General features: G+C 71.1%; 17 protein-coding genes and 2 pseudogenes. 9 read left to right on the forward strand and 10 right to left on the reverse strand.

Annotated elements, in window-relative coordinates; all coding sequences use genetic code 11:
- Nucleotides 1-134 precede the first annotated feature (134 nt).
- A complete protein-coding gene (locus tag ACXNSR_RS33810; protein WP_458639144.1) occupies nt 135-1,127 on the reverse strand; it encodes an AraC-like ligand-binding domain-containing protein in 993 nt (330 codons plus the stop codon).
- Nucleotides 1,128-1,360: 233 nt separating this feature from the next.
- Here ACXNSR_RS33810 and ACXNSR_RS33815 point away from each other — a divergent pair, with 233 nt between their 5' ends.
- The 7 genes and pseudogenes from ACXNSR_RS33815 to ACXNSR_RS33845 all read left to right on the forward strand — a co-directional run bounded on the left by ACXNSR_RS33815 (nt 1,361) and on the right by ACXNSR_RS33845 (nt 8,103).
- Nucleotides 1,361-2,338 (forward strand): alpha/beta hydrolase, encoded by a 978-nt coding sequence (locus ACXNSR_RS33815; protein ID WP_458639145.1) that lies wholly within the window; start codon nt 1,361-1,363, stop codon nt 2,336-2,338.
- Entirely contained in the window at nt 2,331-3,053 is a 723-nt protein-coding gene (locus ACXNSR_RS33820) for a GPR1/FUN34/YaaH family transporter (protein WP_458639146.1), read from the forward strand. Before ACXNSR_RS33815 ends, ACXNSR_RS33820 begins: the two co-directional genes overlap by 8 nt.
- Nucleotides 3,054-3,151: 98 nt before the next feature.
- Nucleotides 3,152-5,050, forward strand: a complete 1,899-nt coding sequence (locus ACXNSR_RS33825) for an amidohydrolase (RefSeq protein WP_458639147.1) — start codon at nt 3,152-3,154, stop codon at nt 5,048-5,050.
- A gap of 79 nt (nt 5,051-5,129) precedes the next feature.
- Nucleotides 5,130-5,804: a hydrolase gene (locus tag ACXNSR_RS33830; protein WP_458639148.1), complete on the forward strand. Its 675-nt coding sequence runs from the start codon at nt 5,130-5,132 to the stop codon at nt 5,802-5,804.
- 17 nt (nt 5,805-5,821) lie between these two features.
- Nucleotides 5,822-6,313 (forward strand): annotated as a pseudogene (locus ACXNSR_RS33835) (DoxX family protein); the annotation flags it as partial.
- Nucleotides 6,314-6,505: 192 nt separating this feature from the next.
- Nucleotides 6,506-7,189, forward strand: a pseudogene (locus ACXNSR_RS33840) (alpha/beta fold hydrolase); the annotation flags it as partial.
- A gap of 41 nt (nt 7,190-7,230) precedes the next feature.
- The gene (locus tag ACXNSR_RS33845; RefSeq protein WP_458639149.1) at nt 7,231-8,103 is read left to right on the forward strand and encodes an alpha/beta hydrolase; all 873 of its coding nucleotides are present in this window, start codon (nt 7,231-7,233) and stop codon (nt 8,101-8,103) included.
- Between the two features lie 55 nt (nt 8,104-8,158).
- Here the strand turns inward: ACXNSR_RS33845 and ACXNSR_RS33850 are convergent, their stop codons facing one another.
- Nucleotides 8,159-9,400, reverse strand: coding sequence for a helix-turn-helix domain-containing protein (locus ACXNSR_RS33850; protein ID WP_458639150.1), 1,242 nt, complete (start codon nt 9,398-9,400; stop codon nt 8,159-8,161).
- Between ACXNSR_RS33850 and ACXNSR_RS33855 the strand changes: the two genes are divergently transcribed.
- Nucleotides 9,330-12,086 carry a helix-turn-helix transcriptional regulator gene (locus tag ACXNSR_RS33855; protein WP_458639151.1) on the forward strand — a complete coding sequence of 919 codons (2,757 nt, stop codon included), beginning with the start codon at nt 9,330-9,332 and terminating at the stop codon, nt 12,084-12,086. The two genes, ACXNSR_RS33850 and ACXNSR_RS33855, sit on opposite strands and share 71 nt — an antisense overlap.
- A 40-nt stretch (nt 12,087-12,126) precedes the next feature.
- Here the strand turns inward: ACXNSR_RS33855 and ACXNSR_RS33860 are convergent, their stop codons facing one another.
- The 6 genes from ACXNSR_RS33860 to ACXNSR_RS33885 form a co-directional block, all read right to left on the reverse strand.
- Nucleotides 12,127-13,059, reverse strand: coding sequence for a ribosome-inactivating family protein (locus tag ACXNSR_RS33860; protein WP_458639152.1), 933 nt, complete (start codon nt 13,057-13,059; stop codon nt 12,127-12,129).
- A gap of 380 nt (nt 13,060-13,439) precedes the next feature.
- On the reverse strand, nt 13,440-14,720 hold the full coding sequence (locus ACXNSR_RS33865) for an ATP-binding protein (RefSeq protein WP_030648711.1): 1,281 nt from the start codon (nt 14,718-14,720) through the stop codon (nt 13,440-13,442).
- A 476-nt stretch (nt 14,721-15,196) separates the two neighbouring features.
- Nucleotides 15,197-17,377, reverse strand: coding sequence for a SpoIIE family protein phosphatase (locus ACXNSR_RS33870; RefSeq protein ID WP_458639153.1), 2,181 nt, complete (start codon nt 17,375-17,377; stop codon nt 15,197-15,199).
- Between the two features lie 1,260 nt (nt 17,378-18,637).
- On the reverse strand, nt 18,638-19,591 hold the full coding sequence (locus ACXNSR_RS33875) for a sigma-70 family RNA polymerase sigma factor (RefSeq protein ID WP_458639154.1): 954 nt from the start codon (nt 19,589-19,591) through the stop codon (nt 18,638-18,640).
- Nucleotides 19,592-19,608: 17 nt separating this feature from the next.
- Nucleotides 19,609-20,652, reverse strand: coding sequence for a hypothetical protein (locus tag ACXNSR_RS33880; protein WP_458639155.1), 1,044 nt, complete (start codon nt 20,650-20,652; stop codon nt 19,609-19,611).
- Between the two features lie 244 nt (nt 20,653-20,896).
- Nucleotides 20,897-22,087 carry an NAD(P)/FAD-dependent oxidoreductase gene (locus ACXNSR_RS33885; protein WP_458639156.1) on the reverse strand — a complete coding sequence of 397 codons (1,191 nt, stop codon included), beginning with the start codon at nt 22,085-22,087 and terminating at the stop codon, nt 20,897-20,899.
- Between the two features lie 329 nt (nt 22,088-22,416).
- Here ACXNSR_RS33885 and ACXNSR_RS33890 point away from each other — a divergent pair, with 329 nt between their 5' ends.
- Complete coding sequence (locus ACXNSR_RS33890) at nt 22,417-22,746, forward strand: TfoX/Sxy family protein (RefSeq protein ID WP_458639157.1); 330 nt, start codon at nt 22,417-22,419, stop codon at nt 22,744-22,746.
- 9 nt (nt 22,747-22,755) lie between these two features.
- Here the strand turns inward: ACXNSR_RS33890 and ACXNSR_RS33895 are convergent, their stop codons facing one another.
- Nucleotides 22,756-23,199 carry an SRPBCC family protein gene (locus ACXNSR_RS33895; RefSeq protein ID WP_458639158.1) on the reverse strand — a complete coding sequence of 148 codons (444 nt, stop codon included), beginning with the start codon at nt 23,197-23,199 and terminating at the stop codon, nt 22,756-22,758.
- A gap of 111 nt (nt 23,200-23,310) precedes the next feature.
- Complete coding sequence (locus tag ACXNSR_RS33900) at nt 23,311-24,255, reverse strand: glycosyltransferase 87 family protein (RefSeq protein ID WP_458639159.1); 945 nt, start codon at nt 24,253-24,255, stop codon at nt 23,311-23,313.
- Nucleotides 24,256-24,386 lie beyond the last annotated feature (131 nt).

Consider the following 24,386-nt stretch of genomic DNA (forward strand, 5'->3'; position numbering starts at 1 on the left):
CAATTGGCGTGGCTTGTTGGCGAGGGCTGGTCCGGAAATTGCCCGGATCTTGGGTCCTGGCGGTCCTGGGATGGAGGGCGTGGGGTGGGCTGGGAGGCTCCTGGCGGCCTCGCATCGGCACGGCACGGATACGGTCAAGGCCGGTCCTCCGGTACGGCGCGTGAGGCCTCCCCGGTTCGGTGGCGCCGCCATTCACGCGGTGTGACGCCGTACGTGGCCCGGAACCGACGGGTGAAGTGGCTGGGGCTGGTGAATCCGCAGCGCGCCGCCACTGCCGACACGGGGAGGCCGGCGTGCTGAGGAGAGGTCAGCAGGCGGCAGGCCGCTTCGAGTCGCTCGGATATGACCCACTGTTCGAGCCTGATGCCGGCTCGGCACAGGACCGCGTACAGCTGGCGTTTGGAGATCGCATGCTCGTGCGCAATGCGCTCCGGCGAGAGTTCCGGGTCGCTCAGATGGCGACGGGTGTAGGCCATGATCCTGCCGGCCAGGCAGTCGTCCATGACGGAGCGGACACGCTGGTCGTCCTCATCGTGGGCTGCCGATGTCAGGAGGGCCCGGACCAGGTCGGTGGTGGCGTTGCCGAGTGCGGCTGCGCCCGGGTCCTTCTCCAACCGCCCGGGGTCTCGCCGGAGGGTGCGCAGGTGTGCCAGGACCAGGTCGTGCAGCGGGCTGGTCCGCAGGCGCACGGAGGCCCTGGCTACGGTGTCCACCGGTACTCCGAGGTGCTCCATGTCGATGGTGACGGCCCAAGAGGAGCCCTCTCCGGACCAGCCGTAGCGGCGTGGAGTGAGCTCGTGGAAGACGCCGATGTCGTCCGCGCCCAGGACGTACCGTTCGCCCGCGTTCTCCGCTCTGTGGATGCCTGCGGTCTGGAGCGATACGGAGACCACGGGACGGTCGCGGTGGTGTCGCACGTGCCGGGCGGTCCGCCGGACCTCGAACCCCGTGCTGCGGACGTCGAAGAGGTCCAGGGAGCCTACCCGCCAGGTCTCGAACCGGGCGCGTATCCCCGTTCCGGGTGATTCGTGGACGACGTCGTTCGGTACCGAGGCGTCGTTCATCGCGTGGTGGAACGCGTCCGCCCGTTCCTCTGGTGCATAGGTGTCCAGATCCAGGAGCAGCACGAAATCCCACCTCCGTCAGGGTCCGTCGAGTGCCGTCGAGGTGATTGTGGGGGAGGTGCGCACGGCTCCGTTCAGGCTCTGCACGCAGGGGCCAGATCCGTGCACGCAGGGGCGACCCGCGCCGCTCGACAACGCCTAACTTTCGGAGCGGCTCCCGCAGTTCCGGTGCGGGAGCCGTGTCCGGCGGATCCCCTGCCGCCGAGGCACGCCCGTTGCGAGTGAAAGGCCGGATCATGACCGACCAGAATCCGTTCACCCCCGTCACCCCGGTCCTGGAGCCGGCCGCGGCCGAATTCGCCCAGGCCACGGCCAAGCCGCCGTTCCTCTTCGAGATCCCGCCGGCCGAGGGCCGCAAGGCCGTCGACGAGGTGCAGTCCGGCCCAGCCGACCTGCCTGCTGTGGAAGAGGAGTGGGTGACCGTGCCCGGTGGCCCCACCGGTGGGGTCCGGGCCCGCATCGTGCGCCCGGCCGGGGCCGCGGGCCCGCTCCCGGTCATCGTCTACATCCACGGCGCGGGCTGGGTGTTCGGAAACGCCCGCACCCACGACCGCCTGGTACGTGAACTCGCGGTCGGGACAAGGGCGGCCGTGGTGTTCCCCGAATACGACCTGTCCCCCGAGCACCGCTACCCGGTGGCGATCGAGCAGAACTGGACCGTGGGTCGCTGGATCGTCACCGATGGCGCCGCTCACGATCTGGACGCCGCCCGGATCGCGGTGGCCGGTGACTCGGTCGGCGGGAACATGAGCGCGGCACTGACCCTGATGGCCAAGGAGCGCGGCGGCCTGCCGCTGGTCCAGCAGGTGCTGTTCTACCCGGTCACCGACGCCTCCTTCGACACCGGCTCGTACCACCAGTTCGCGGAGGGCTACTTCCTGCGCCGCGACGGCATGCAGTGGTTCTGGGACCAGTACACGACCGACGAGACCGAGCGGGCCCAGGTCACCGCCTCCCCGCTGCGCGCCGGCACCGAGCAGCTGGCCGGTCTGCCCCCGGCCCTGGTCATCACCGCCGAGGCCGATGTCCTGCGCGACGAGGGCGAGGCCTACGCCAACAAGCTCCGCGCCGCCGGAGTACCTGTCACCGCCGTCCGCTACCAGGGCATCATCCACGACTTCGTGATGCTCAACGCCCTGCGCGGCACCCACGCCGCCCAGTCGGCCATCGACCTCGCCATCGGCACGCTCCGACGAGCCCTGGCCGATGCCTGAACCGACAGGGCAGGCGGCCGCCGCAGACGATCCGCTCGGCGGCGGCCGGCGCTTCGAGCCCGACCTGCGTGGGATGACGCGGATCAACCTGCGGCCGATCGCCTCCCCGATGCCGCTCGGCTTCTACGCCGTGGCCATTGCCTCGGTGATCGTCGGGTGTTTCCAGCTGGACGTCTTCGAGGAGGGGGCCCGCCGGGCGGTAGGCCTGGCGGTCTTGCCCGCGTTCGTCCTACAACTGCTGGTGAGCTGGTTCGCGTTCGGCGCCCGCGACGTGGTGGCGGCCACGCTGATGGCCTGTTTCTCCGGCCTGTGGCTGGCGTCCTCGCTGACCCTGGTGCTGGACCCGCCGAGCGGGACGCGCGTCCTGGGCGTGCTCAACGCCGTGTTCGCGCTGTTCGCCGCGCTGATGGCTTCGGTGGCCGGCCGCAAGCGGGCCCTGTGGCTCGTGCTGTGTACGGCCGTGCCACGGTTCGCCGTGGCGGCACTCGCCAATCTCACCGGCGTCGCCTGGCTCGGCACCGTTTCCGGGCTGCTCGGTCTGTTGCTCGCCGCCGTCGCCCTGTACACGGCGTTCGCGCTGATGCTGGAGGACATGCGCGGCGAGGAGGTCCTGCCGATCGGCCGCAGCGGCCCGGCGCGCCACGCCGTCGAGGGCGACCTGTCCGTCCAACTCCGCAACCTCGAACGCCAGGCCGGCGTACGGCGCACCCTCTGACCCCGGCCGTCCGGCCACTCGCAGCCGGCCTTCAACGGCCCGGTCCGTACGCACCGGCCTCCGACCTCTGACGTCGTGACGCATCGAAAGCGAGCACCATGATCAGCATGCCCGTCGGCGGGATCACGCCCGCCCACGGTTCACCGGACGGGGGATACGCCGACCTCGTCCTGCGCAACGGCAAGATACACACCCAGGACCCGGCCAGGCCGTCCGCGACGGCGCTCGCCGTGCGCTGCGGCCGGATCACCGCCCTGGGCGACGACGGCGACATAGCCGGATCCGTCGGGCCCGGGACCCGGGTCGTGGACGCGCTCGGACGCCGGGTCGTGCCCGGGCTCAACGACTCGCACCTGCACGTCATCCGCGGCGGCCTGAACTACGTACTGGAGCTGCGCTGGGACGGCGTGCCGTCGCTGCGCCAGGCCCTGTCCATGCTCCGCGAGCAGGCCGGGCGCACGCCGAGAGGCCAGTGGATCCGGGTCGTGGGCGGCTGGACGGCGGACCAGTTCGCCGAGCGCCGGATGCCGACGCCGGCCGAGCTGACCGCCGCGGCACCGGACACCCCCGTCTTCGTGCTGCACCTCTACCAGTCCGCGATCCTCAACCGCGCCGCCGTACGGGCCGCCGGCTTCACCCGGAACACCCCGGACCCGAGGGGCGGGCAGATCGTCCGGGACCGCGAAGGCCACCCCAACGGGCTGCTCCTCGCTTCTCCCAGCGCTCTCGTCCTGTACTCCACGCTGGCCAAGGCGCCGACCCTCGACGAGAGCGACAAGCGGGTCTCCACCCGGCACTTCCTGCGCGAGCTGAACCGCTTCGGCCTGACCTCCGCCGTGGACGCGGCGGGTGGATTCCAGAACTTCCCCGAGAACTACGCCACCGTCACCGAACTGGCCCGGGTCGGCGAGCTCAGCGTCCGCATCGGCTACCACCTCTTCCCGCAGACAGCCGGCCAGGAGCTGGCCGACCTGCGCCGCTGGACCGAGACCGTCCGCCCCGGCGACGGAGACGCCTGGCTGCGCCTCAACGGCGCCGGGGAGAACCTGACCTGGGCGGCCGCCGACTTCGAGAACTTCTCCGAACCCCGGCCGGAGCTCACGGACGGCTACGAGGGCGAGTTCGAGCAGGCGGTACGGCTGCTGATGGAGCACGGCTGGGGCTTCCGGCTGCACGCCACCTACGACGAGACGATCCGCCGGGACCTGGCCGTATTCGAGAAACTCGCAGCCGAGGGCCTGTTCCCGGCGGGCCGGCGCTGGCTTTTTGACCATGCCGAGACCGTCTCGCCGGACAGCCTGGAGAGGATCGCCGCCCTCGGCGGCGGCATCTCGGTCCAGAACCGGATGTCCTTCCAGGGGCGCGCCTTCGCCCAACGGTACGGGGCGATGGCCGCCGGCACAGCCCCGCCGATCGTGGACATGCTGCGCGCCGGGATTCCCCTCGCCGCAGGTACCGACGCCACCCGCGTCTCCTCCTACAACCCCTGGGTGGTACTGCACTGGCTGGTCACCGGCCGTACCGTCGGCAACCTGCCCCTCCGCCCCGCCGAGCAACTCGTTTCCCGTGAACAGGCACTGGAGCTGTACACGGCGGGCGGGGCGCGGCTCACCGGGGAGGAGGCGGACAAAGGGGTCCTCGGGGAGGGCCGGTTCGCGGACTTCGCCGTCCTCTCGCACGACTACCTCACCGTGCCGGCCGGGGACATCCCGCACATCGAGTCCGTCCTGACGGTGACCGGCGGGCGGATCGTCTACGCCGCCGACACCTATGAAGGCCTGGACGAGGCGCTGCCGACCGTCAGCCCCGCCTGGAGCCCGGTCGCCCACTACGGCGGCTACCAGGCAACTCTTGCGCCCTCGGCGGCCGGTGCCCGCCAGGCCGACCTGCTGGCGGAGGCCGCCGCCGAATCCGAGCAGCACCGCCAGTGGCGCATCGCCCGCGGATTCGCCCCGGGGGAGCCCCCGCCGGTCTTCGACCCCTGCTTCGCGCTCTGACCCGAAGACATCCCCGAAGCCCCTCTTTTTCGCCCTCATATCGGCACGCCCGTGCCGATCACCACCGGAAGGAATCTCCATGACCGACTTCGCACTCGACCTCGACGCCGTCCATGCCGCCCCGAGCCCGGACCTGATCACCCCCGACAACGCGATGATGCTGTTCGTCGACCACCAGCCGCAGATGTTCTTCGGCGCCGCCAGCACCGACCGCGTGTCCGTCATCAACGCGACCGTGGGTCTGGCCAAGGCCGCCAAGGTCTTCGACGTCCCCGTCGTGCTGTCCACCGTGGCGGCCGAGTCGTTCTCCGGACCGATCCTGCCGCAGCTGCGCGAGGTCTTCCCCAAGCACGAGATAGTCGACCGCACCTCGATGAACGCCTGGGAGGACACCGCGCTGGTCGAGGCCGTGAAGGCCACCGGTCGAGGCAAGATCATCCTGTCCGGGCTGTGGACCGAGGTCTGCCTGGTCCTGCCCGCCCTCTCCGCGCTCAACCAGGGCTACGAGGTCTACGTCGTCGCAGACGCCTCGGCCGGCGTGACCCCGGCCGCCCACGAGCACGCCATGCAGCGGATGACGGCCGCCGGCGCCGTCCCCGTCACCTGGCTCCAGGTACTGCTGGAGCTCCAGCGGGACTGGGCCCGCACCGAGACGTACGCCGCGACCACCGACGTGGTCAAGGAGCACGGCGGTGCCTACGGGCTGGGCGTGGTCTACGCCCACACCATGATCGACCCGCACGCGGCCGGCTGAGCGGCGGGACCGACACCATGGACACCGGTCTGCTGATCCTCCGCCTGCTGGCGGGCCTGCTGATCGCCGGACACGGCGTGCAGAAGGTCAGCTTCCGACTGGGCGGCAGTGGGCTGGCGGGCGGTACCGAGGAGTTCCGGCACGACGGCTTCCGCGGCGGGGCGCTCACCGCCCTCGCCGCGGGAGCCGGTCAGATCGGATCCGGCCTCCTGCTCGCCGTCGGCGCACTCACCCCGCTCGCCGCCGCCGGGGCGATCGGCGTGATGACCGTCGCCCTCACCGTGAAGTGGCCCAACGGCCTGTGGGTGCAGAAGGACGGCTACGAGTATCCCTTGGTGCTCGTCGTCATCGCCGCCGTCCTGGCGCTCACCGGTCCCGGACGCCACTCCCTCGACCGGGCCCTGGGGCTTCTGCCCTGGCCCTCCTGGCTTGCTCTGGCCGCCGTGACCGGCGGAGTGTTCGCCGGAATGGCGACCCGCGCCCTGCTGCACCGCCCTCTGCCCACACCCGCCGCCTTCCCCCCCAGCCGAAAGGAACCGCCCCTGATGACCACACGCCCCTTCCTCTCCCGGCGCGCCGCTCTGGCCGGAGCCGCCGCCACGGGAGCCGGACTGCTTGCCTCCTCGGCGGCCCCCGCCGCGGCCGCCGGTACCGCGACCGCATCCGTCCCGGACGGCACCAGGGCGACCATCGTCCTCGTGCACGGTGCGTTCGCCGACGCTGCCAGTTGGAACCCGGTGACCGAGCGCCTCCTGCGCTGCGGGCACCAAGTGATCGCAGCGCCCAACCCGCTGCGCGGTCTGGCCCACGACGCCGCCCAGGTCGCCGCCCGTCTCGCCGCCGTACCCGGCCCGGTAGTCCTGGTCGGCCACTCGTACGGTGGGGCGGTCATCACCGAGGCCGCTGCCGCGGTCGGCAACGTCAGGGCCCTGGTGTACATCGCGGCGTTCATGCCCGAAGCAGGGGAGGCCTTGGGCGAGCTCGCAGGGCGCTTCCCCGGCTCCCAGTTGGAAGCGGCCCTCACCCCGGTCGCGGTCCCCGGCCCCGACGACAGCCCGGCCGCCGACCTGTACATCCGGTCCGACCGGTTCCGTGAGGTCTTCGCCCAGGACGTCCCCACTTCCGATACCCGGATCCTGTCGGCGGCCCAACGCCCGCTCACCGCAGCGGCGTTCACCGACCGATGCACCGCCGCGGCCTGGCGCACGCTGCCGTCCTGGGCACTGATCTCCGGCAAGGACCGGGGGATCGTCCCGGAACTCCAGCGCTTCCAGGCCCGGCGGGCGGGATCCCGCACCACCGAGGTCGCTTCCTCCCACCTGCCCATGTACAGCAGGCCCGATGCCGTCGTGTCGGTCATCCGGGCCGCCGCCCGGACCGTCTGACCCCGCGGGTCCTCTCGATCCCACCCCACCGAGGAGACAGCATGAGCAACCCCCCGTCCGGCCCTTCCTACGCGCGGGACCTCGCCCAGATCGAACGGGCGAACACCGCCGGCCGCATTCCCGCCCTGTTCATCCACGGCCTGTGGCTGCTTCCCACCAGCTGGGACAGGTGGGCAGCTGTGTTCGAGGACGCCGGCTTCGCTCCGGTCCTGGCGGGCTGGCCGGACGACCCGGAGACGGTCGAGGAAGCCAACGCCCACCCGGAGGTGTTCGCCGGCAAGAGCGTCGGGCAGGTCGCCGACCACTTCTGCGACCTGATCGGCAAGCTGGAGCGCAAGCCCGTCGTCGTCGGCCACTCCTTCGGCGGACTGATCACCCAGATCACCGCCGGACGGGGGCTCTCACGGGCATCCGTCGCCATCGACCCGGCCCCGTTCCGCGGCGTCCTGCCGCTCCCGCTGTCGTCCCTGCGCGCCGCAAGCGCGGTCCTCGGCAACCCGGCGAACTACCACCGTGCCGTACCGCTGACCTTCGACCAGTTCCGCTACTCCTTCGCGAACGCCGTACCCGAGGAGGAGGCCCGCGAGCTGTACGACACCTTCGCGGTCCCCGCCTCCGGCGAGCCCCTGTTCCAGGCGGCCGCGGCCAACGTCAACCCGTGGACGGAGGTCAAGGTGGACACCGGTGCCGCCGACCGCGGGCCCCTGCTGATCATGTCGGGAGAGAAGGACAACACCGTCCCCTGGGCCATTGCCAACGCCTCGTACAAGAAGCAGGCGCAGAACGAGCACGCCGTCACCGAGATCACCGAGATGCCCGGCCGCGGTCACGCCCTCACCATCGACCACGGCTGGCGCGAGGTCGCCGACACCGCACTCGCCTTCGTCCGGCGGTTCGTCGACCCCAGCGCGTGACGGCCCCGCCAGGTTGACAGGCCTGTCTGCCACCGCTGAGGCAGAGACCGGCTGCTCAGTGCGGGCGCGCGTGCAGTTTCCGCCATTCGTGCGGCGCCATGCCGTAGGTTTGGCGGAAGGCGCGGCTGAAGTGGCTCGCGCTGACGAACCCCCACCGGTTGGCGACGGCAGCGATCGTCGGCGACGCCGGGCCGGGACGGGTCAGTTCGCGGCGGGACTCCTCCAGGCGGCGGTGCCGGATCCACGTGCCCACGGTCGTGCCTTCCTGAGCGAAGAGCCGGTGCAGGTAGCGGACCGAGATGTGATGAGCGGCCGCGATCGATGCCGGAGAGAGCTCCGGATCCGCGAGCCGGTCATCGATGTGGGCACGCACGCCGGCCACCAGCTCGCCCGCCGCGGTGGACCGGGGGAATGCCTGCGGGGCCGCCAGGGCGACCAGAGCTTCCACGAGGGATCCCGCGATCCAGGTACCGGTGCCGGGCCGCAGCCTCGTCATGGTCTCGGCCAGGCCGGTCAGCAGGGGGGCGACAGTCCGGCCCGCCTCATCGGCCGACCCGGACAGGACGCGCTCGTCCGACAGCGGAAGGAACCGGCGCGGCGCGAGCAACAGGTGAAGCCGTCCCCGCTCCGGAAACTCGAGGCTGAAGGCGTGGTCGAGGAGCAGGAAGGCGACGTCCGCCGGCGCCAGGCACGTCCTACGGCCCCTCTGGACCAGGATGCTGGTGCCCGAGACCTGCACCGCGATGGCGAGGGCCCCACCGCCGGGGTACCGCCGCACGCCGGCCGGAGCGGCTGCCCATCGGATGAGGTGCGCATCTGCGTCGAGCGTCACCATGCGCAGATGCCCTTGCTCGCTGACGGCCAACTGCGCTGAAAAGGAGGCGCGGTCCCGGGGCGACACCGCCGCCGGGCCAACGGCACGGCGCAACTCCTCGGACCAAAGGTCGACGCGGTCCCGTCCCGCGAATCCGACGGTCCCGAGTGCCGTGCCGGCCCGGGCGCCCTGCACCGCGAGGCGCCGGTTCCGATCCGCTCGGGAGGAGTCCCTGCCGGGGATCTGTGATCGTTCTTGTGTCTTCCAGGGCATGACCGCAGCGTGCCGGGTGGCGGGCTGTCCTCGTATCCTGGAAAACCCCCAGTCTCCGGGCGATGTCTTCCCGCGGCGCTGGGGAAGGGACTGACGGGCCGGCCCCGATCCCGAGGATCGGCGAGGTATTTTCGACCTCATGATCATTAAGGGGCGGCGGTCGGAATGCGCCGAGTTGGAGCGACTCCTCGACGACGTCCGGACCGGCATGAGCGGTGTCCTCGTGCTGCGGGGCGATGCCGGGATCGGCAAGACCACGCTGTTGGACCACGCGGTCCGCTCCGCCTCGCCGCTGCGCGTGACCCGCCTGGCCGGTGTGGAAGCGGAGCAGGAGCTCGGCTTCGCCGCCGCGCACCGACTGCTCCTTCCGTTCCTGGACCGACGCGCAGACCTTCCCGGCCCCCAACTCGCCGCACTGGAGACGGCTTTCGGCATGACGGCAGGAACCGCCCCCGACCGCTTCCTCGTGGGACTGGCCGTCCTGACCCTCATCGCCGGCGCCGCCCGCCGGCAACCGCTGCTGGTGGCATGTGACGACGCCCAATGGCTGGACCGCGAATCCCTCGACGTCCTGGCCTTCGTCGGGCGCCGCCTGCACGCCGACGGCATCGCCCTGCTGTTCGCGCTGCGCGACGAGCCGGACGCCGCTGCCGTTCTGCAAGGTCTGCCAGAGCTTCCGATACCGGGGCTGGCGGACCCCGATGCCCGCGCTCTGCTCGCCGAACACGTCGACCCCACGACAGACCTCCTCCTGCGGGACCGGATCATCGCCGAAGCCGCGGGCAACCCGCTCGCGATCCGCGAGCTCGCCCGCGGCGCCGGTTCCCTCCGGCCGAGCGCCGCCGGCAGACCGCTGCCGGTCAGCCGCAGCTTGGAGACCAGGTTCCTGGAGCGGTTCCGGCTGCTCCCGGCACTGGCCCGCAGGGCCGTGCTGACCGCCGCCGCGGACGCCACCGGTGACCTCGACCTGGTACGCCGTGCGCTGCACCGTCAGGTATCTTCGACGCCCGACGAGATCGACGCCGCCTTCGAGGAGGCTGAGCGGGCTGACGTACTGGTCCCCGGTACTAACGGCACAGGCCTCCTGTTCCGGCACCCCCTCATCCGGTCCGCCGTGTACGCAGGAGCGGGCCGCGCCGAGCGCCGCGCTGCCCATGCCGCCCTTGCCACCGTGACCGACCCGCTCGCCGACCCCGGCAGACACGCCTGGCATCTGGCCTCGGCCGCCGACGGCCCCGACGCTCGGGTGGCCGACGAACTGCACGCCTGCGCCGAACGTGCCAAGGACAACGGCGGCTACCTCGCCAGGGCGGCGTTCCTCCACCGCGCGGCCGAGCTCACCGAGGACACGGCCACGGGCTCCGCCCGCCTGCTGGAGGCCTGCGCCGCGGCCCTCACGGGCGGCGCCCCGCACCGGGCCGAGGAACTCCTCACGCAACTGGCGCCTGCCCCCGAGCCGTTGGCCGCGCACGCCGATCGCCTGCGCGGCCTGGTACACCTGATGGTGGGCAAGGAGGGCGCCGTAGGACTGCTGCACAACGCCGCACTGGCACTGTCCTCCTACGACCCGCAGGGCTGTCGCGACAGCCTGCTCGAGGCCGTCGACGCGGCCATGGTCGTCCCCCGCATCGGTCCGGGCACGAGCATGGCCCGCGTAGCCCGGACCGCGCTGGAGACGCGAGACCGGCGCACCGGACTCCCAGAGCACTCCGCCGATCCGGCCGACCTCCTCCTGGAAGGCCACGCCCGGCTCGCGGCCGTCGGCCACACCGAGGCGGTACCCGTACTGAAGGCGGCGCTCACCGCCATGAGGGCACCGGGCGCCGAACACGGCGGGGCCGTCCGCTGGAGCCTGCTCGGCATGCTCGCCGCGATCGAGACGTGGGACATAGACGCACTGTCCGAGTGTGGACGGCGCTACGCCGACGCCGCCCGCTCGCACGGCGCCCTGCGGATGCTGCAGATCGCCTCGCACGCCAACGCCACCGCAGAGGTCTTCCGCGGTGACCTGGCGACCGCCCAGCTGCACTTCGCCGAATTCAAGGACGTCGCCGACGCGACCGGCGCGGACTCCCGTCTGTCGCACCCCACCGACGCCATGCTGCACGGCTGGCGCGGCGACGAGGCAGCCACCCTGGCCGCCGTACGGGCCCAGCAGGAGCTGTACCCCGAACGGCCCGGCGGCGTCCCGGTGCAACTGGTGCGGGCTGCCGACGTGGTGCTCAGACTGGGCCAAGGTCGCTACGCCGAGGCGCAGGCGGCAGCCGGCCCGGTCCTTGACGAACCGCCCCCTCACGGCGGCGGCCTCGTCCTGCCCGGACTCGTCGAAGCAGCCGTCCGCAACCACGACACCGGCACCGCTCAACGAGCCCTGGACCGGCTCACGGAGCGGGCAGAGGCCTGCCGCACACCCTGGGCCCTCGGGCTGCTCGCACGCAGTCGCGCCGTCATGGCGGTCGGCGCCGAAGCCGATGCCCTCTTTCTCGACGCCGCGGCTCACCTCGACCCGACTCCGCTCGGTACGGAGAAGGCCCACACCCATCTCCTGCACGGGGAGTGGCTCAGAAGGCGCCGACGCCGTGGTGAGGCCCGGGTCCACCTGCGCGCCGCCCACGAAGCCTTCACCCGGATGGGGGCGACCGCGTTCGCGGAACGGGCCCGCCTGGAGCTGCGGGCCACGGGTGAACACTCCCGGCGGCGGAACGCTCCCGCCCCCGCAGATCTGACGCCCCAGGAGACGCGGATCGCGCGGATGGCCGCCGACGGGGCCACCAACCAGGAGATCGCCACCCATCTCTTCCTCAGCGCCAGCACCGTTGAGTACCACCTCGCCAAGGTCTTCAGGAAGCTCGGGGTCGCCTCCCGCAGAAGCCTGCGAACCTCCCTGCCCGGGTGATCCGTTCCGTCGGCCCCTTCCGGGCAGGGGCCGACGACGGTCAGCCGCCGCTGTTGGCGATCGACAGGTACCGGCGCACGTTGTCGAGTCCGTAGTAGTTGCCCACCCCCGGCAGGTAAGGCGGATTGTCATCCACCCGGGGGTCCAGCAGGCGCCGCCAGTAGCTGGAGAGCGCACCCCAGGCGTTCTCCAGGGCTATCTGCCAGCCCGGCAAGGGGCGCTGCTCGTACGTGGCCATTGCCGTCCGGAACGACCCCTCGATGTCGTGGAACCGGGCCGCCTCCGACACCAGATGGATCATCAGCATGAGAGATCGGGCACTGTCCAGGCGACCCGCTCCCGACGGGTTGGCAACCGTGGCTAACTGCAGGATGGACCCCTGGACGTCGATGTAGCCCACCAGCATCCGATCCCGGCCTCGCTGTGCGGCGTTCTCCAGCGCGCCGTAGCCGCCGCCGAAGTTCAGCTGAATGGGATCGCGCGATATCCCGGCAGCCTGGATCTCCTGGCCGTGGGTATTGCGCATACGCCAGCGCAGGGTGGTGTCGTTGCTGCCGACCCGGCCGGTGTCGTTGAACTCGTACGTCCGGCCGTCGTGCGTGGTGAAGCCGAGGATGTACATGTTGGTCGGGTTCATCCACAGGTGTATGCGCCGCTCCTGGTTGTGGTCGTTGCGCGCGGTCAGGGTTACCCAGATCAGGCCGACGCCCTCGTGCTGTGTCTGCATCACCTCGGCCGGACCCGCATGGCCGGCGGCGTCCCGGACACTCTGCAGGAAGTACGAGTAGCTGTCACGCAGCCCGATGCCCGGCGGTGCCCACAGATTCACGTACACGCGCCGGGCCTGGAACGGCCCCGTATCCGCACGGGCTGCACCGACCGGCCCGAGTAAGGTCAGCAGCAGGGCCGCCAAGGCGGCCAGGGCGGTGACGGCGACTGACCTCGCCCAGGTCCTGGCCATCGCAATCCTCATCAAGCGTTTCCTGTCCGTATGCCACAACGGGTCGGCAAGAGGCAGGGCCGGACCGCGGCATGGGTTCACATGGAGGTTGTGATGCTAGGCAAGGGCCAGGGCATGCAGTCGTCCGAGAGCGACAGACTCTGGTCCGTCCGCGACCCCGGCTCGTGGCCCGTGCCAGGTCCGGGAAACCAGACCGAATCCCCGTCTGACTGCGCGATGTACTCGTCGATCGCTCAAGGTGTGTGGAAGCGGGGCCGCGGGAGACGGCGACACCCGCTCCGGAATCCGCCGTCGGAGGCTTCCTTGAGGACCTCGACCTTGTCGCGGATCCGGTCGACGGCGGCGTCGTCGCGGAAGGCATCCTGGTCGGGTCCGCGGCGTGTGCCTCGACGTCACATGCGCACGTACTCCTCGGTGTCCTCGGCGAAGTCTTTCAGTGCCTGGTCGGTGAGTGTGGGTCTGGTCTGGGCTATGGCCTGCAGGTAGTCCTGCGTGCCGATCGGGATGCCTTTGCGCTGGGCGACTTCGCGTTCGAAGGCGGTGGCGGCGCCCTTGCGAGCGGCGAACTCTATGTCGGCCGGCGTGAACATTGCGCTTGCCTCCACCAAACGGTGCAGGTCGACCTGGGCGGCGGCGGGTCCGAGGTAGCGCCGCCAGATGGCCGAACGGGCCTCCGGATCCGGCGGACCGACGGGGATGACGTAGTCGAAGCGGCCGGGCCGAAGGAACGCCGGGTCGAGGGAGCGGACGGAGTTCGTGGCGCAGATCAGGAGGCGGTCGTCGTGGTCGCGGAAGCCGGGGATCAGCTTGAGCAGTTCGTTGGTGACTCCGTGACTGGGGTCGACAGCCGTACCGGACCGGACAGAGGCGATCTCCTCGACCTCGTCGATGAAGAGCAACACCGTCTCCAGTTCGGCCAGTTCCGTGAACACCTCCCGCAGCGAGGTCGCCAGCCCTCCCTCGTGGGACGAGGCAAGCCGGGAGGGGAAGAGTTCCACGAAGGGCCACCGCAGCCGCGAGGCGACCGCTCGGGCGAAGCTGGTCTTGCCCGTGCCCGGCGGTCCGAAGAGGATGACCGCCTTCGGCGGCCTCACTCCGTACTGCTCGGCCAGCACGGACTGTGCCAGTGGTAGCACGATCCGCCGCTCGATGGCCTCTTTCTCCCGCTCCATTCCGGCGAGGCTGTCCCACAGACCCTCCGGAAGCATCCTTCCCCCGAGTTCCGCCAGGAGGCCGGCGTCGCTTGCACCGAGGTGTTCGACCTTCTCGTAGAAGACGAGCCCGGCCCGGGGGCGGTATCCGGAATTCTCCAACGCTGCGGTTCCCGTCGCCCCCGGCGCGAGAAGCGCGCCGATCCGGCGGGCTCCCAGCGACCGCAGGCGCCGTTCAAGCTCGGCGATCAAGGAACTCCCGATTCCGCGGTTGCGCCACGTCCCGGCCAGAGCCACCACCATGATCCAACCCCGCTCGCCACAGGCCTGCGCCACGGCGACACCCACCAGCTCGTCGCCGACCACCGCCACCACGGCGGGTCCTCCGGCCCTGGCTGCGGTCACGACTTCCGAAACGGGGAAGACGGCAGGGGCCTCGTCCGCTTGCTGGTTCTGGTCCCAGATCTGGATGGCGCGGTCCAGGTCGTCGTCGTGGAAGTCCCGCAGTCGCCACGTCGGCATCGCAACCACCTTCGTGAAGGAGCCGGGGCCACCGCCGTTCCGCAGGGCAGAGAGCACGGTGCTCCCGGCAACTGATCCATGCCTCATTCTCCGCGTGCCTGCCACTCGTGCGCGCGTCGACCGATTCTGCATGGAGGAGCCACCGGCGACGGCAGGCAGGCTGTCACATACGCCCGCCTGCGTCGCAAGGGCGCACAGAGCCCGCTGCAGCGTGTCGCGTGACTGCTGTGCGCAACGGTCGTCACGCCTTGTGCGTGAACGGTTCGGATAGGTCACGGACCCCGGCCGAGGGGCGTCCGATTGAGATCCGTCGGCATCGTTGTCGGCGAGACCGGTCTGCCCGTCCGTAGGCGTCGACATGGATGGCCGTCGCCTCGCTCGGAGCAGAAGGTTCTCATGGTTCTTCGAGGACCGGCTCGGCACCTGCCCTCGACGTGAATCCTGGTGCGCTGGCTGTTCCGATTCGCTTCCGGGGGTCACCTTCTGGGCGGTGCCGCGTTTCTGCTTGTTTCGATGTCGGGCGGGGCGGTGCGGTGACGGGAGTCGCCGGTGGGGTGGGGGCGGGTGAGCAGGAGGGCGATGTCGTCGTGCTGCCGGGTGGAGTGTTCGGTGTAGCGGATGAGGTTCTCGGCGAGGTGGTCGAGGTTCTGGGTGCGGGTTTCCGCGAGGTGTCGGGCGAGGGCGTTGGTGGTGTCGTCGATGTCGGTGCCGGGGACTTCCACGAGTCCGTCGGTGTACATGAGGAGTACGGAGCCGGGCGGAAGTGTGATGTCGGTGGTGGGGTAGTCGGCGTCGGGGTCGATGCCCAGGAGGAGGCCGGGGTTCAGGCTCAGGAGTTCGGTCCGGCCGTCGGGGTGGCGGAGCAGGGGTGGGGGGTGTCCGGCGGTGGCGAAACGGGCGCGGTGGTGGGCGAGGTCGAGCTGGGCGATCAGGCAGCTGGTGAACAGTCCGGCGTCGAGGTCCGTCAGGAGTCGGTTGGTGCGGGCGAGGAGGTCGCCTGGGGAGGTGCCGGCGGTGGCGTGGGCGTGGACGGCGGTGCGGACCTGTCCCATGAGGGCGGCGGCGGCGGTGTTGTGGCCCTGGACGTCACCGATCGCCGCTGTAGTGGCGGTGGGCGTGTGGATGAGGTCGTAGAAGTCGCCGCCGATGTCGGTGCCGTGGCCGGCGGACTGGTAGCGGGCGGCGACGTCAAGGCCGGGGACGCGGGGCAGGGTGGGGGGAAGCAGGCCGGTCTGGAGGGTGTGGGCGAGGGTGTGCTGGGCGTCGTAGAGGCGGGCGCGGTCCAGGGCCTGGGCGATCAGTCCGGCGACGGAGGCGAGGAGAGCACGTTCGGCCGCTGGGAAGGGGCGGGGCTGGTCGTAGGAGAGGACGAGGGAGCCGATGCTGTGGCCGGAGGCGGTGAGGGGCAGGAAGGCCCAGGCGTTCCTGGAGGCGTAGCGGGGTGCGTCGGGGTAGGCGCGCCGGAAGTCGGCGAAGCTGGGGAAGAAGACGGCGTCGCCCGTGGCCCTCGCGTGCGCGGTCGGGGTACGGGAGGTCAGGGGAGTACCGTCGAAGCGGTTGATGAAATCGGTGCTGTAGCCGCGGTGGCCGATGATGTGCAGGCGGCCTTCGCCGGCAATCATGAGGACCATGCCCTGAGGACCGAAGGCGGGCACGACCTGGTCGGCGACGACGCCGGTCACGTCTTGGACGCTGGCGGCCTCGGCGAGGGCGGCTGCGAGGTGGGTCAGGTGGTACAGCCCCAGGGCGCCGACTGATTCATCGGACGGAGGGGCCTGTGAGGAGGCCGTCCGTAGCGGGGCGGGTGTGATGTGGACGCTGATGCCACTGTCGTCGGGGTAGAGCTGGAAGAGGAGTGGCTGGTCCGGGGAGCGCGCGGCGGTGAACGAGGTGGGCCGGCGGGTGAGCACCGCGGCTCGGTAGCTTTCCTCGCTGACCGGTGCGTGCAGCCATGGCAGTGCTTCCCAGGGCCGACGGCCCGTGAGCGAGGCGGCATCGGCGCCCACGAGTTCGGCGCCTGCGGAGTTGATGAAGGTGAGCCGGCCTTCGAGGTCCAGTGCGCAGCAGCCCATGGGAAGGCGTTCGGTGAAACCGAGCGCCGCCATGGCTTGTTCGGGGTCCGAGTCCTCGGGTGATGCCGGCAGGTAGCGGGCCTCCCCGGGAGGAAGCAGCGGGTCGCCCTGGGCGGCAGCCTGCTCCAGAAGAAGTGCCGTTCGCCGGCAGCAGGCGACGACGGCCTCACGCTGCTGCGTGCTCAGGTGCGAAGGGTGTCCGACGGGCCACAGCAGCGCAAGGCCGCCCCACGCCCGGGTGCCGCTGATGAAGGGAGCCGCGGCCAGCGCGAAGTCGTACGGCAGGACGAGGCCCAGCTGCGGGTAGCGGCGGGCCACCTCTTCTCCGCTGTCCAGCCAGATCGGACACCGTTGACGCATGGCGTCCGTGACCGGGGTCGAGGAGTCCAGCGAGGCTCGGGACCACGGCGCGGCGATCTGCCGGGACACGCCGGACAGCAGAGTGAGCCACAGCAGCCGTTCCCCGGGCGGCAGCAGGTAGAGCAGGCCGGCCGACGCGCCGGTCTCGCGCATGACGTCGGCCATGAGAGCTTCCACCTGCTCCATACCGGCGCCGAGTCCTGGACTGCGGAACGACGACTGCATGATCTCTACCCGGTCCTCACGGCGACCGGCGTGGCCGTGTACGCGAAGTGGCGCCCACCCTCCGCCACCTCCGCTCCGCGCGCCGCACAGGCCTGGGCCGGTGCCTGACGCCCGGCTTGTCGGTTGTGTGGCTCTCGCCAACCGCCCCGCGACCTTCCGCAAGCCCACCGCCCCTGCCACGGTCCAAGAGGGCTCCTGTCCTCGCGATGTGGCGGAGCGCTGTCCCTCGGCATCTCCGAGTCAGCGTCCACAGTCGGCCATGCCGACGGCCTGAAAGGTGAGAATTCCACCGGATATCACCCACATGAAAACACTATGCCCGGTTAGCCGAGGCGGCCCACTCGTCGACATCGGCATGCCCTCCGCAGCTTCCGCGCCATGCAGAGTGGGTGAGGCCCTTCAGAGGTCGGCCGGCCCGTCGCTTTCGAGGTGTGTCCAGGGTGGCTGGGGCGTCTCGGGCGCCGGAGCGGCATCCGTGACCGCCCCCGACTGCTGGGAAGACCTGGCGTGGATGCCACGGGTGTGGAATGCGAAGAACGCGCAAGACGCACCTCCACCGGAACGCGGAGTGGCGCCGCGCACCGGCTCGGCACGGCGCGGGAGGTCACGGTCCACGTCCTTGGAACGAGACGCCCAAAGTCGCCGCCCCGACAACGGCGATCGCTCGAAGCCCGCACTCACACCCACCCACCGCGCTGCGCCGGTTCTGCGCATCGAGTCCACGTCGGTGGCATCGCCAAATGCCTCGGGGGCATCGCCTTTCACCCCGTCCCCACGGGTGGGGCCCAGCTTGCTCTGATGCTCGGGTGGGAGCCTGGTCCGTGACTGGTCCGGGAGCCGTGACGGAGCGACCCCCTTCTGCGCCTAGCGTGATGCCTCCGTGTCAATGGGTGACGCTTCGGAACTGGCTGCTGGAGGGCGGTGTCCCTTCCGGGAGCTGGACTTGGCGCTCTGGAAGAACCCAACCGCCTTCGGGGAATAGCTGCAATAAACGTTCTTCGTCTCCTGGTGGTACAGCAGTCACGCCCGTGCTGACCAGGCAAAACGGCAGCTGGCGCGGCCTTCTGGCGGAGGTTGGTCCGGAAAGGGTCCAGATCTTGGTCCGACTGGTGCCCGCCCCTGGGGTCGTACCTCCAGCGGCTGAGTTGGGAGGCGCGATCTGCTCCAGGCCCGATGCGGATCGCCACGGCGTGATTTCCGGCGGCGGTCGGTCTGCGCCCCGGCGGGGCCGCCGTCATGCCCGGCCGCGCTGGTGTCTGGTCACCACTCGGAGATGAGCGGCGTGTCGGGTTCGTGCTGCCGCCAGGCTTCGGTGAGGCGGACGAGGCGGGTGGGGGCGGCGATGCCGCGCACGGTTGCGATCCTGCCGCCCGTGACGTCGAACGTCACGGAACCGGCGATCCGGTCGCCGACCACGAAGAGGAGTGCGGGAGCGCCGTTGACGACCGCGTAGTGGAGGGCCGGTGTGCCGCCGGCAAGCCGCCGTTTCGCGGGTGTGGGTGTGAGGCCGGCCCTGACGATGGCTGCGATGCGCTGCGGGGTGTCGTACCGCAGCAGTGTCTTGGCCGTACCGCCAGCGCCGTCGGAGATCGCGGTCGCGTCGCTGGTGAGCAGGGCTACGAGGCGTTCGGTCCGGCCTGAGGCAGCGGCTGCGAGGAATTCCTCGATGATCCTGCGGGCGGCCGCCGGGTCGACTTCGCTGCCGCCGCGGCGCGCGGCGGTGATGCGCTGTCTGGCGCGGTGGAGGTGCTGCTGGCTCGCGGACTCGGTGATGTCGAGGATCTCGGCGATCTCTGCGTGGCTGTAGGCGAACGCTTCGCGCAGGACGTAGACGGCCCGCTCGTGGGGTGACAGGCGCTCCATGAGGGTGAGCACGGCCAGGGAGACCGATTCGCGCTGTTCGAAGGTGTCGGCCGGGCCGAGCATCGGGTCGCCGTCGAGGAGTGGTTCGGGCAGCCAGGCCCCGGCGGTGCGTTCGCGGCGCGCTTGTGCCGAGCGGAGCCGGTCGAGGCACAGGTTGGTGGCGACCTTGGTCAGCCATGCTTCCGGCACCTTGATCTGCTGCCGGTCGGCGGCTTGCCAGTGCAGGAACGTGTCCTGCACGGCGTCTTCGGCGTCGTTGGCGGAGCCGAGGAGTCGGTAGGCGAGCGCGGCCAGCCGGTTGCGGCTGGCCTCGAACCGACTGGTGTCGAAGCGATCGATGGTGCTGTCCACGCGGATCACCCTAGGTTTCAACTACGCGCCTGCGCGAGCGCGTTCTCGTTTGACGCATCCGGTACGGCGGCCCGGCGGCGCGTACGCTCGGGCAGTCCGCGGGCCAGACAGAGCGCGACACCGAATCCGAGCCAGGTCATGAGCACGAGGACGGAGTGGGTGGAGCCGCGACCGTCGAAGAAGGCCGTGGAGCGCAGCAACTGGCCACCCGCCCCCGGAGGCATCAGCCGGCCGAGCGTGCCGGACCAGCCGGGCAGCATCTCGGGTGCGGTCGAAGTGCCTGACAGGGGGTTGCCGATGAGCATCATGGTGACGGCTCCGAGGCCGAAACCGGCGTACCGGAGCAGCGACTGCAGCCCGATGACGGTCAGGGAAGTGGCGGCGATGGCCAGGGCTGTCGCGCCGGTGTTGGCCAGGTAGGAACCGGCCAGCGAGCCGAGCCAGAACTGCAGGATCGCTGCCACGGCCAGGCCTCCGCTGATCGCGAAGGCGAGTGCCCCCGCGATCCGGCGGGCGGTGCCTTGGACGAGTCTGGTCAGGAGCAGTGCGGAGAGGAGACCGCCCATGACCAGGGGCAGGGCTGCGGCGGCCAGCCCGGCGCCGCGCGGGTCGTCGGCCGGCAGGGCGACGAGGTCGCGGAGGGGAGGGGTCTTGCCGGCGCCCTGCGCCTGACCGAGACCGGCTGCGACGCCCTGCAGGGTTTGGGCGACGGCTGCGCCGGCGGCCGAGGCGGTGATGACCTGCGGGGCGCCGGAGCTGACGTCTATCGCCCCGTACACCTCACGGTCACGGATCAGCCGTTCGGCGGCTGTGGTATCGGTGACCTCGGTGATCGTGAAGCCGCCTGGCAGACGCTGGTCGAGGGCCGTGCTGACCTGTTTGACCGCGATGGGTGGCCCGGCGACGGCGATCGGCACGTCGTGCACGTGCGACCGCACCGACGGCCAGGCGAAGGCGGTGAGCAGCACACTGACGAGCACGGTGAGCAGGACGACCGTCCCGGCCACCGTTGGCCAGGACGACGGCAGGGTCCCGTTTGCTCGTGGGGCCGGAGTGGGCATGCGTCCTCCTCGGACGGAGAGCTGTTCCTTGCGTGGTGATGGGGACTCGGGCCGGTGGCCCACTCCGGGTCGGCAGCGGCTGTGCCCGGATGCCGGTCAGGCCTCGCAGGTCGGCGGTCGTCCGGCCCGGCGCCAGGGTTCCGAGGCCGGACATCAATGTGTCCGGCGGGGGGCAGGGAGCGAGGGCATATGCGCGAGATCCGCCGTCGGCCTTGACCGACCGGTGACGGGTTGTCCGCGGCGGCTACGCGGCCGACCTCTCGGCGGGCACGTTCGGCGCGGCGGCCAGGCGGTGCTTGCGCCTGGGCAGGCCGAAGGTCGGGTGGGAGGTGGCCCACAGCGACATCTTCAGGATGCCCTCCTTGATCCGCGCGGCCTTCCGGCCGCCCAGGTACTTCGGCTTCGCCTCTGCTTCGCCGTCGACCATCTGGAGGATCCCGTCCTGCCGTCCGAGGCTGATGTGGTTGCCCACGTACTCCAGCTTGGTGTTCGCGATCTCGCGGCCGGTCAGGTGCCCCACGATCGCGTCCACGGCCTGCCGGCCGGTGTAGCCGGCCGAGGCGCAGGACATCGGCAGCGGGAGACTGTTGTCGCCGATGGCGTAGGCGCTGTCGCCGACGCCGTAGACGTTGGGGTGCGAGACCGACCGCATGGTGCGGTCGACGACGATCCGACCGTTGCCGGTGACCTCCAGCCCGCTCGTGGCGGCGATCGGGGCGACCGCGAAGCCGGCCGTCCACACGGTCGCGTCGGACGCCAGCACGGTGCCGTCGGCGCACAGCACCCGTGCGGCTTCGACGGCTTCGACGTGGGTGTGCTCCAGGACGGTGATGCCCAGCCGGTCGCAGGCCCGGCGCAGGTGGCCGCGGGCGCCGGCCGAGAGCGGGGCGCCCAGCTCTCCGCGGGCGATGAGCGTCACCGACAGGCCGGGCCGGGATTCGGTGATCTCGGTGGCGGTCTCGATGCCGGTCAGTCCGTCGCCGACGACCAGGACTTTCCTGCCTCCGCCCAGGCCGTCCAAGCGCTCGCGCAGGCGAAGCGCGGAGGGCCGGGCGGCGACGTCGAAGGCGTGCTCGGCCACGCCGGGCACGTCGTGGTCGGCGCCGCGGCTGCCGAGCGCGTAGACCAGCGTGTCGTAGCCGAGCTCGCCGCCGCCGTCGGAGTCGGCCACGGCGACGACCCGGCGCTCGGGGTCGACGTCGGTGACACGGGCCAGGCGGAGCCGTATCCCCGTGCCCGCGAAGACGTCGGCGAGCTGCGGGGCCTCGATCTCCTGCCCGGCCGCGAGCTGGTGCAGCCGCAGCCGCTGGACGAAGTCCGGCTCGGCGTTGACCACGGTGATCTGGGTGTCCGCGGGGGACAGCCGGCGGGCCAGGGTTCCGGCCGCGTAGGCCCCGGCGTAGCCGGCGCCGAGGACGACGATGCGGTGCTTCATGTGCTGCTCCTGTCGGTCGGTCCGCTTGGTCTCGGTGACTTGAGCGGAACAGCTCCCCGATTCCTGACAGAAGTCGCATGTGACCTGGGTCACGGAGCGGTGGCGGCGCGTTGCCCGACGACGCTCGCTGTGCCGAGGCGGCGTGGAACCAGCCTCGGCTGCACCTCGCTCCGTGGCAGATTCGTCTTCCACGACCGCTCGCCGCAGCAACCGCGATCGTGCTGGGCTCCACGGGACTGGAACCGGGGCCGGAGACTGCCGCCGGTGACGCACGCTGCGAGAAACGGCTGGGCGTGCTCTGCCTGGAGTGACGCGGGACAATCTCGTCTGTGACGTACGACGAAGGGCTGGCGCAGCGGATCCGGGAGCGGATCGGCGAGCGGCCCGACCTCACCGAGAAGCGGATGTTCGGCGGTCTCAGCTTCCTGCTGCACGGCAACATGACGGCGGGTGTGGTGGGGGACGAGCTGATCGCCCGAGTGGGCCCGGATCGGACGGAGCAGGCTCTTGCCCGCCCTGAGGCCCGCCCGATGGACTTCACCGGTCGCCCGATGCGTGGCTGGGTGACCGTGAGCGGGCCCCCTCTGGCGGAGGACGCGGTCCTGGAACAGTGGATCACTGTGGCGGTCGCTTTCGCCGATACGCTCCCGCCCAAGTGACATCCCCGCTCAGCGCTCGATGAGCGCCTTGAGCGCCGCCAGATCCTTCTTCTGCGCGCGGCGCATCGCTGCCGCCATCACGGCGGCGCCCACGGACGCGAATCCCCCTGGCTCGCCGCGATTACGCAGTGTCATGCGGGTCTGGACCGCCCCCTCGCCGTACGGCTCCCAGGTGTACGTGGTTTCCATGGGGAACGGGCCCTCGGCCGTGCGCATGACCAGTCGGCTGCCGGGCTCGTAGTCGGTGACCTCGTACGTGTAAGCCAGGCGCCTGCCGAGGAAGCGGGCGACGAATGCGACCCGGGAACCGACCGCCACCGGTGGTGGGGTGTGCCATCGCACGGACGTGATGTTGGCGTACCACTCGGGTGCGTGGGTGGGGTCGGCGGCGTAGGCAGCGACGCGCTCGCACGGGGCGGCGATCACGGTCTCGGTCAGCACGTCGACCTTCATGGGAGGACCCTAGACCACGCGAACAGGGCGTCGGCTTGGCGGTGCCGGCAAGCCGACGAAGGCAGGCACCGCTGTTCACCCGGACGACCGGATGCTCCGGGTGATGGCTCGTCAGTGCTGTGATGGCGTGGCCGGGTCGGAGACCTCAGCGGCGGCTCCGCGTCGTACCAGGCTCATCACGAGGACGAGGGCTGCTGCGGCTCCGTACGCGATGTTGCTCAGCGCCGGATGGAAGTGGAGCGTCGGGGCGAGTACGTAGACGGCGGCCCCCGCGAGGGGGATGCCGAGCCATTCCCAGCGTCCGTCCAGGGCGACGAGGGCGATCAGGAGGAGGGCGTACCAGGAGTAGCCCGGGGTGAGGAGGAGGAAGGACCAGCCGGTGACCAGGAGGGCGCCGCTCCAGGGGCGCCGCGGATTCCCGCGCCACATCACGTACAGCGACACTGCCGCGATGATGACGAGCAGCACCGGGAACGCCCAGGTGTCGGGCAGGACCAGGCGCAGGAGCGAGTAGCGGGACCCGGACGAGGGGTCGTCGTAGCCCTCCTCCTCGACGTAGCCGCCGAGGTAGCCGAGGACCGAGCCGTGCGAGAGCTGGACGTACGGGACGTAGGAGAGCAGGGTGAAGGCTGCCGCCGGCAGCAGTACCGCAGCCGCGTCACGGACGCGCCGGACCCCGGACAGCGCGCCGGGGAGGACGACGGCAGGCATCAGCTTCGTGGCGATGGCGGCGCCGATCAGCACGCCGCCCGCTGCCCGCCGGGGCAGGGCCCGGGACGCGACGAGGCCGAGTCCGGCGACCGCGAGGAGCACGCCCAGCACGTCCACGTGCGCGTTGTTGACCGCCTCCAGTGGAACGGCCGGGCACCAGGCCCAGTACGCGGCCTTGCGGAGGTTCTCGCCGCGCCGCCGCAGGATCAGGAGCAGCGCGCCCGTGACGCCGAGGGAGATCAGGGCGGCGCCGATCTGGAGCGGCTTGTGCCGGGCACCGGCGGGGGACAGCCGGTCGACGGCCAGGAAGTACGCCTCGGCGACAGGTGGGTAGATGGTGTGCACGGCGGGCCTGTTGATGCGGGTGCAGTGGCGCACGCCGTCCGTGGGCGGGATGCGGGCGAGGTCGGGGCCCTGGCAGGCGGCCCCGGTGGGGAAGAGCCAGGGGTCGCTCGGCTCGGCCGCCCCACCGGCTG

The sequence above is a fragment of the Streptomyces sp. NC-S4 genome, assembly GCF_054353315.1.

What these genes read in the sequence shown, in the direction of transcription:
- ACXNSR_RS33865 (WP_030648711.1), bottom strand. Translation starts at nt 14,720, where the DNA reads ATGCCGACGTGGCGACTGCGGGACTTCCACGACGACGACCTGGACCGC.
- ACXNSR_RS33825 (WP_458639147.1), top strand. Translation starts at nt 3,152, where the DNA reads ATGATCAGCATGCCCGTCGGCGGGATCACGCCCGCCCACGGTTCACCG.
- ACXNSR_RS33895 (WP_458639158.1), bottom strand. Translation starts at nt 23,199, where the DNA reads ATGAAGGTCGACGTGCTGACCGAGACCGTGATCGCCGCCCCGTGCGAG.
- ACXNSR_RS33855 (WP_458639151.1), top strand. Translation starts at nt 9,330, where the DNA reads ATGATCATTAAGGGGCGGCGGTCGGAATGCGCCGAGTTGGAGCGACTC.
- ACXNSR_RS33820 (WP_458639146.1), top strand. Translation starts at nt 2,331, where the DNA reads ATGCCTGAACCGACAGGGCAGGCGGCCGCCGCAGACGATCCGCTCGGC.
- ACXNSR_RS33830 (WP_458639148.1), top strand. Translation starts at nt 5,130, where the DNA reads ATGACCGACTTCGCACTCGACCTCGACGCCGTCCATGCCGCCCCGAGC.
- ACXNSR_RS33870 (WP_458639153.1), bottom strand. Translation starts at nt 17,377, where the DNA reads ATGCAGTCGTCGTTCCGCAGTCCAGGACTCGGCGCCGGTATGGAGCAG.
- ACXNSR_RS33880 (WP_458639155.1), bottom strand. Translation starts at nt 20,652, where the DNA reads ATGCCCACTCCGGCCCCACGAGCAAACGGGACCCTGCCGTCGTCCTGG.
- ACXNSR_RS33850 (WP_458639150.1), bottom strand. Translation starts at nt 9,400, where the DNA reads ATGCCGGTCCGGACGTCGTCGAGGAGTCGCTCCAACTCGGCGCATTCC.
- ACXNSR_RS33845 (WP_458639149.1), top strand. Translation starts at nt 7,231, where the DNA reads ATGAGCAACCCCCCGTCCGGCCCTTCCTACGCGCGGGACCTCGCCCAG.
- ACXNSR_RS33815 (WP_458639145.1), top strand. Translation starts at nt 1,361, where the DNA reads ATGACCGACCAGAATCCGTTCACCCCCGTCACCCCGGTCCTGGAGCCG.
- ACXNSR_RS33860 (WP_458639152.1), bottom strand. Translation starts at nt 13,059, where the DNA reads ATGAGGATTGCGATGGCCAGGACCTGGGCGAGGTCAGTCGCCGTCACC.
- ACXNSR_RS33885 (WP_458639156.1), bottom strand. Translation starts at nt 22,087, where the DNA reads ATGAAGCACCGCATCGTCGTCCTCGGCGCCGGCTACGCCGGGGCCTAC.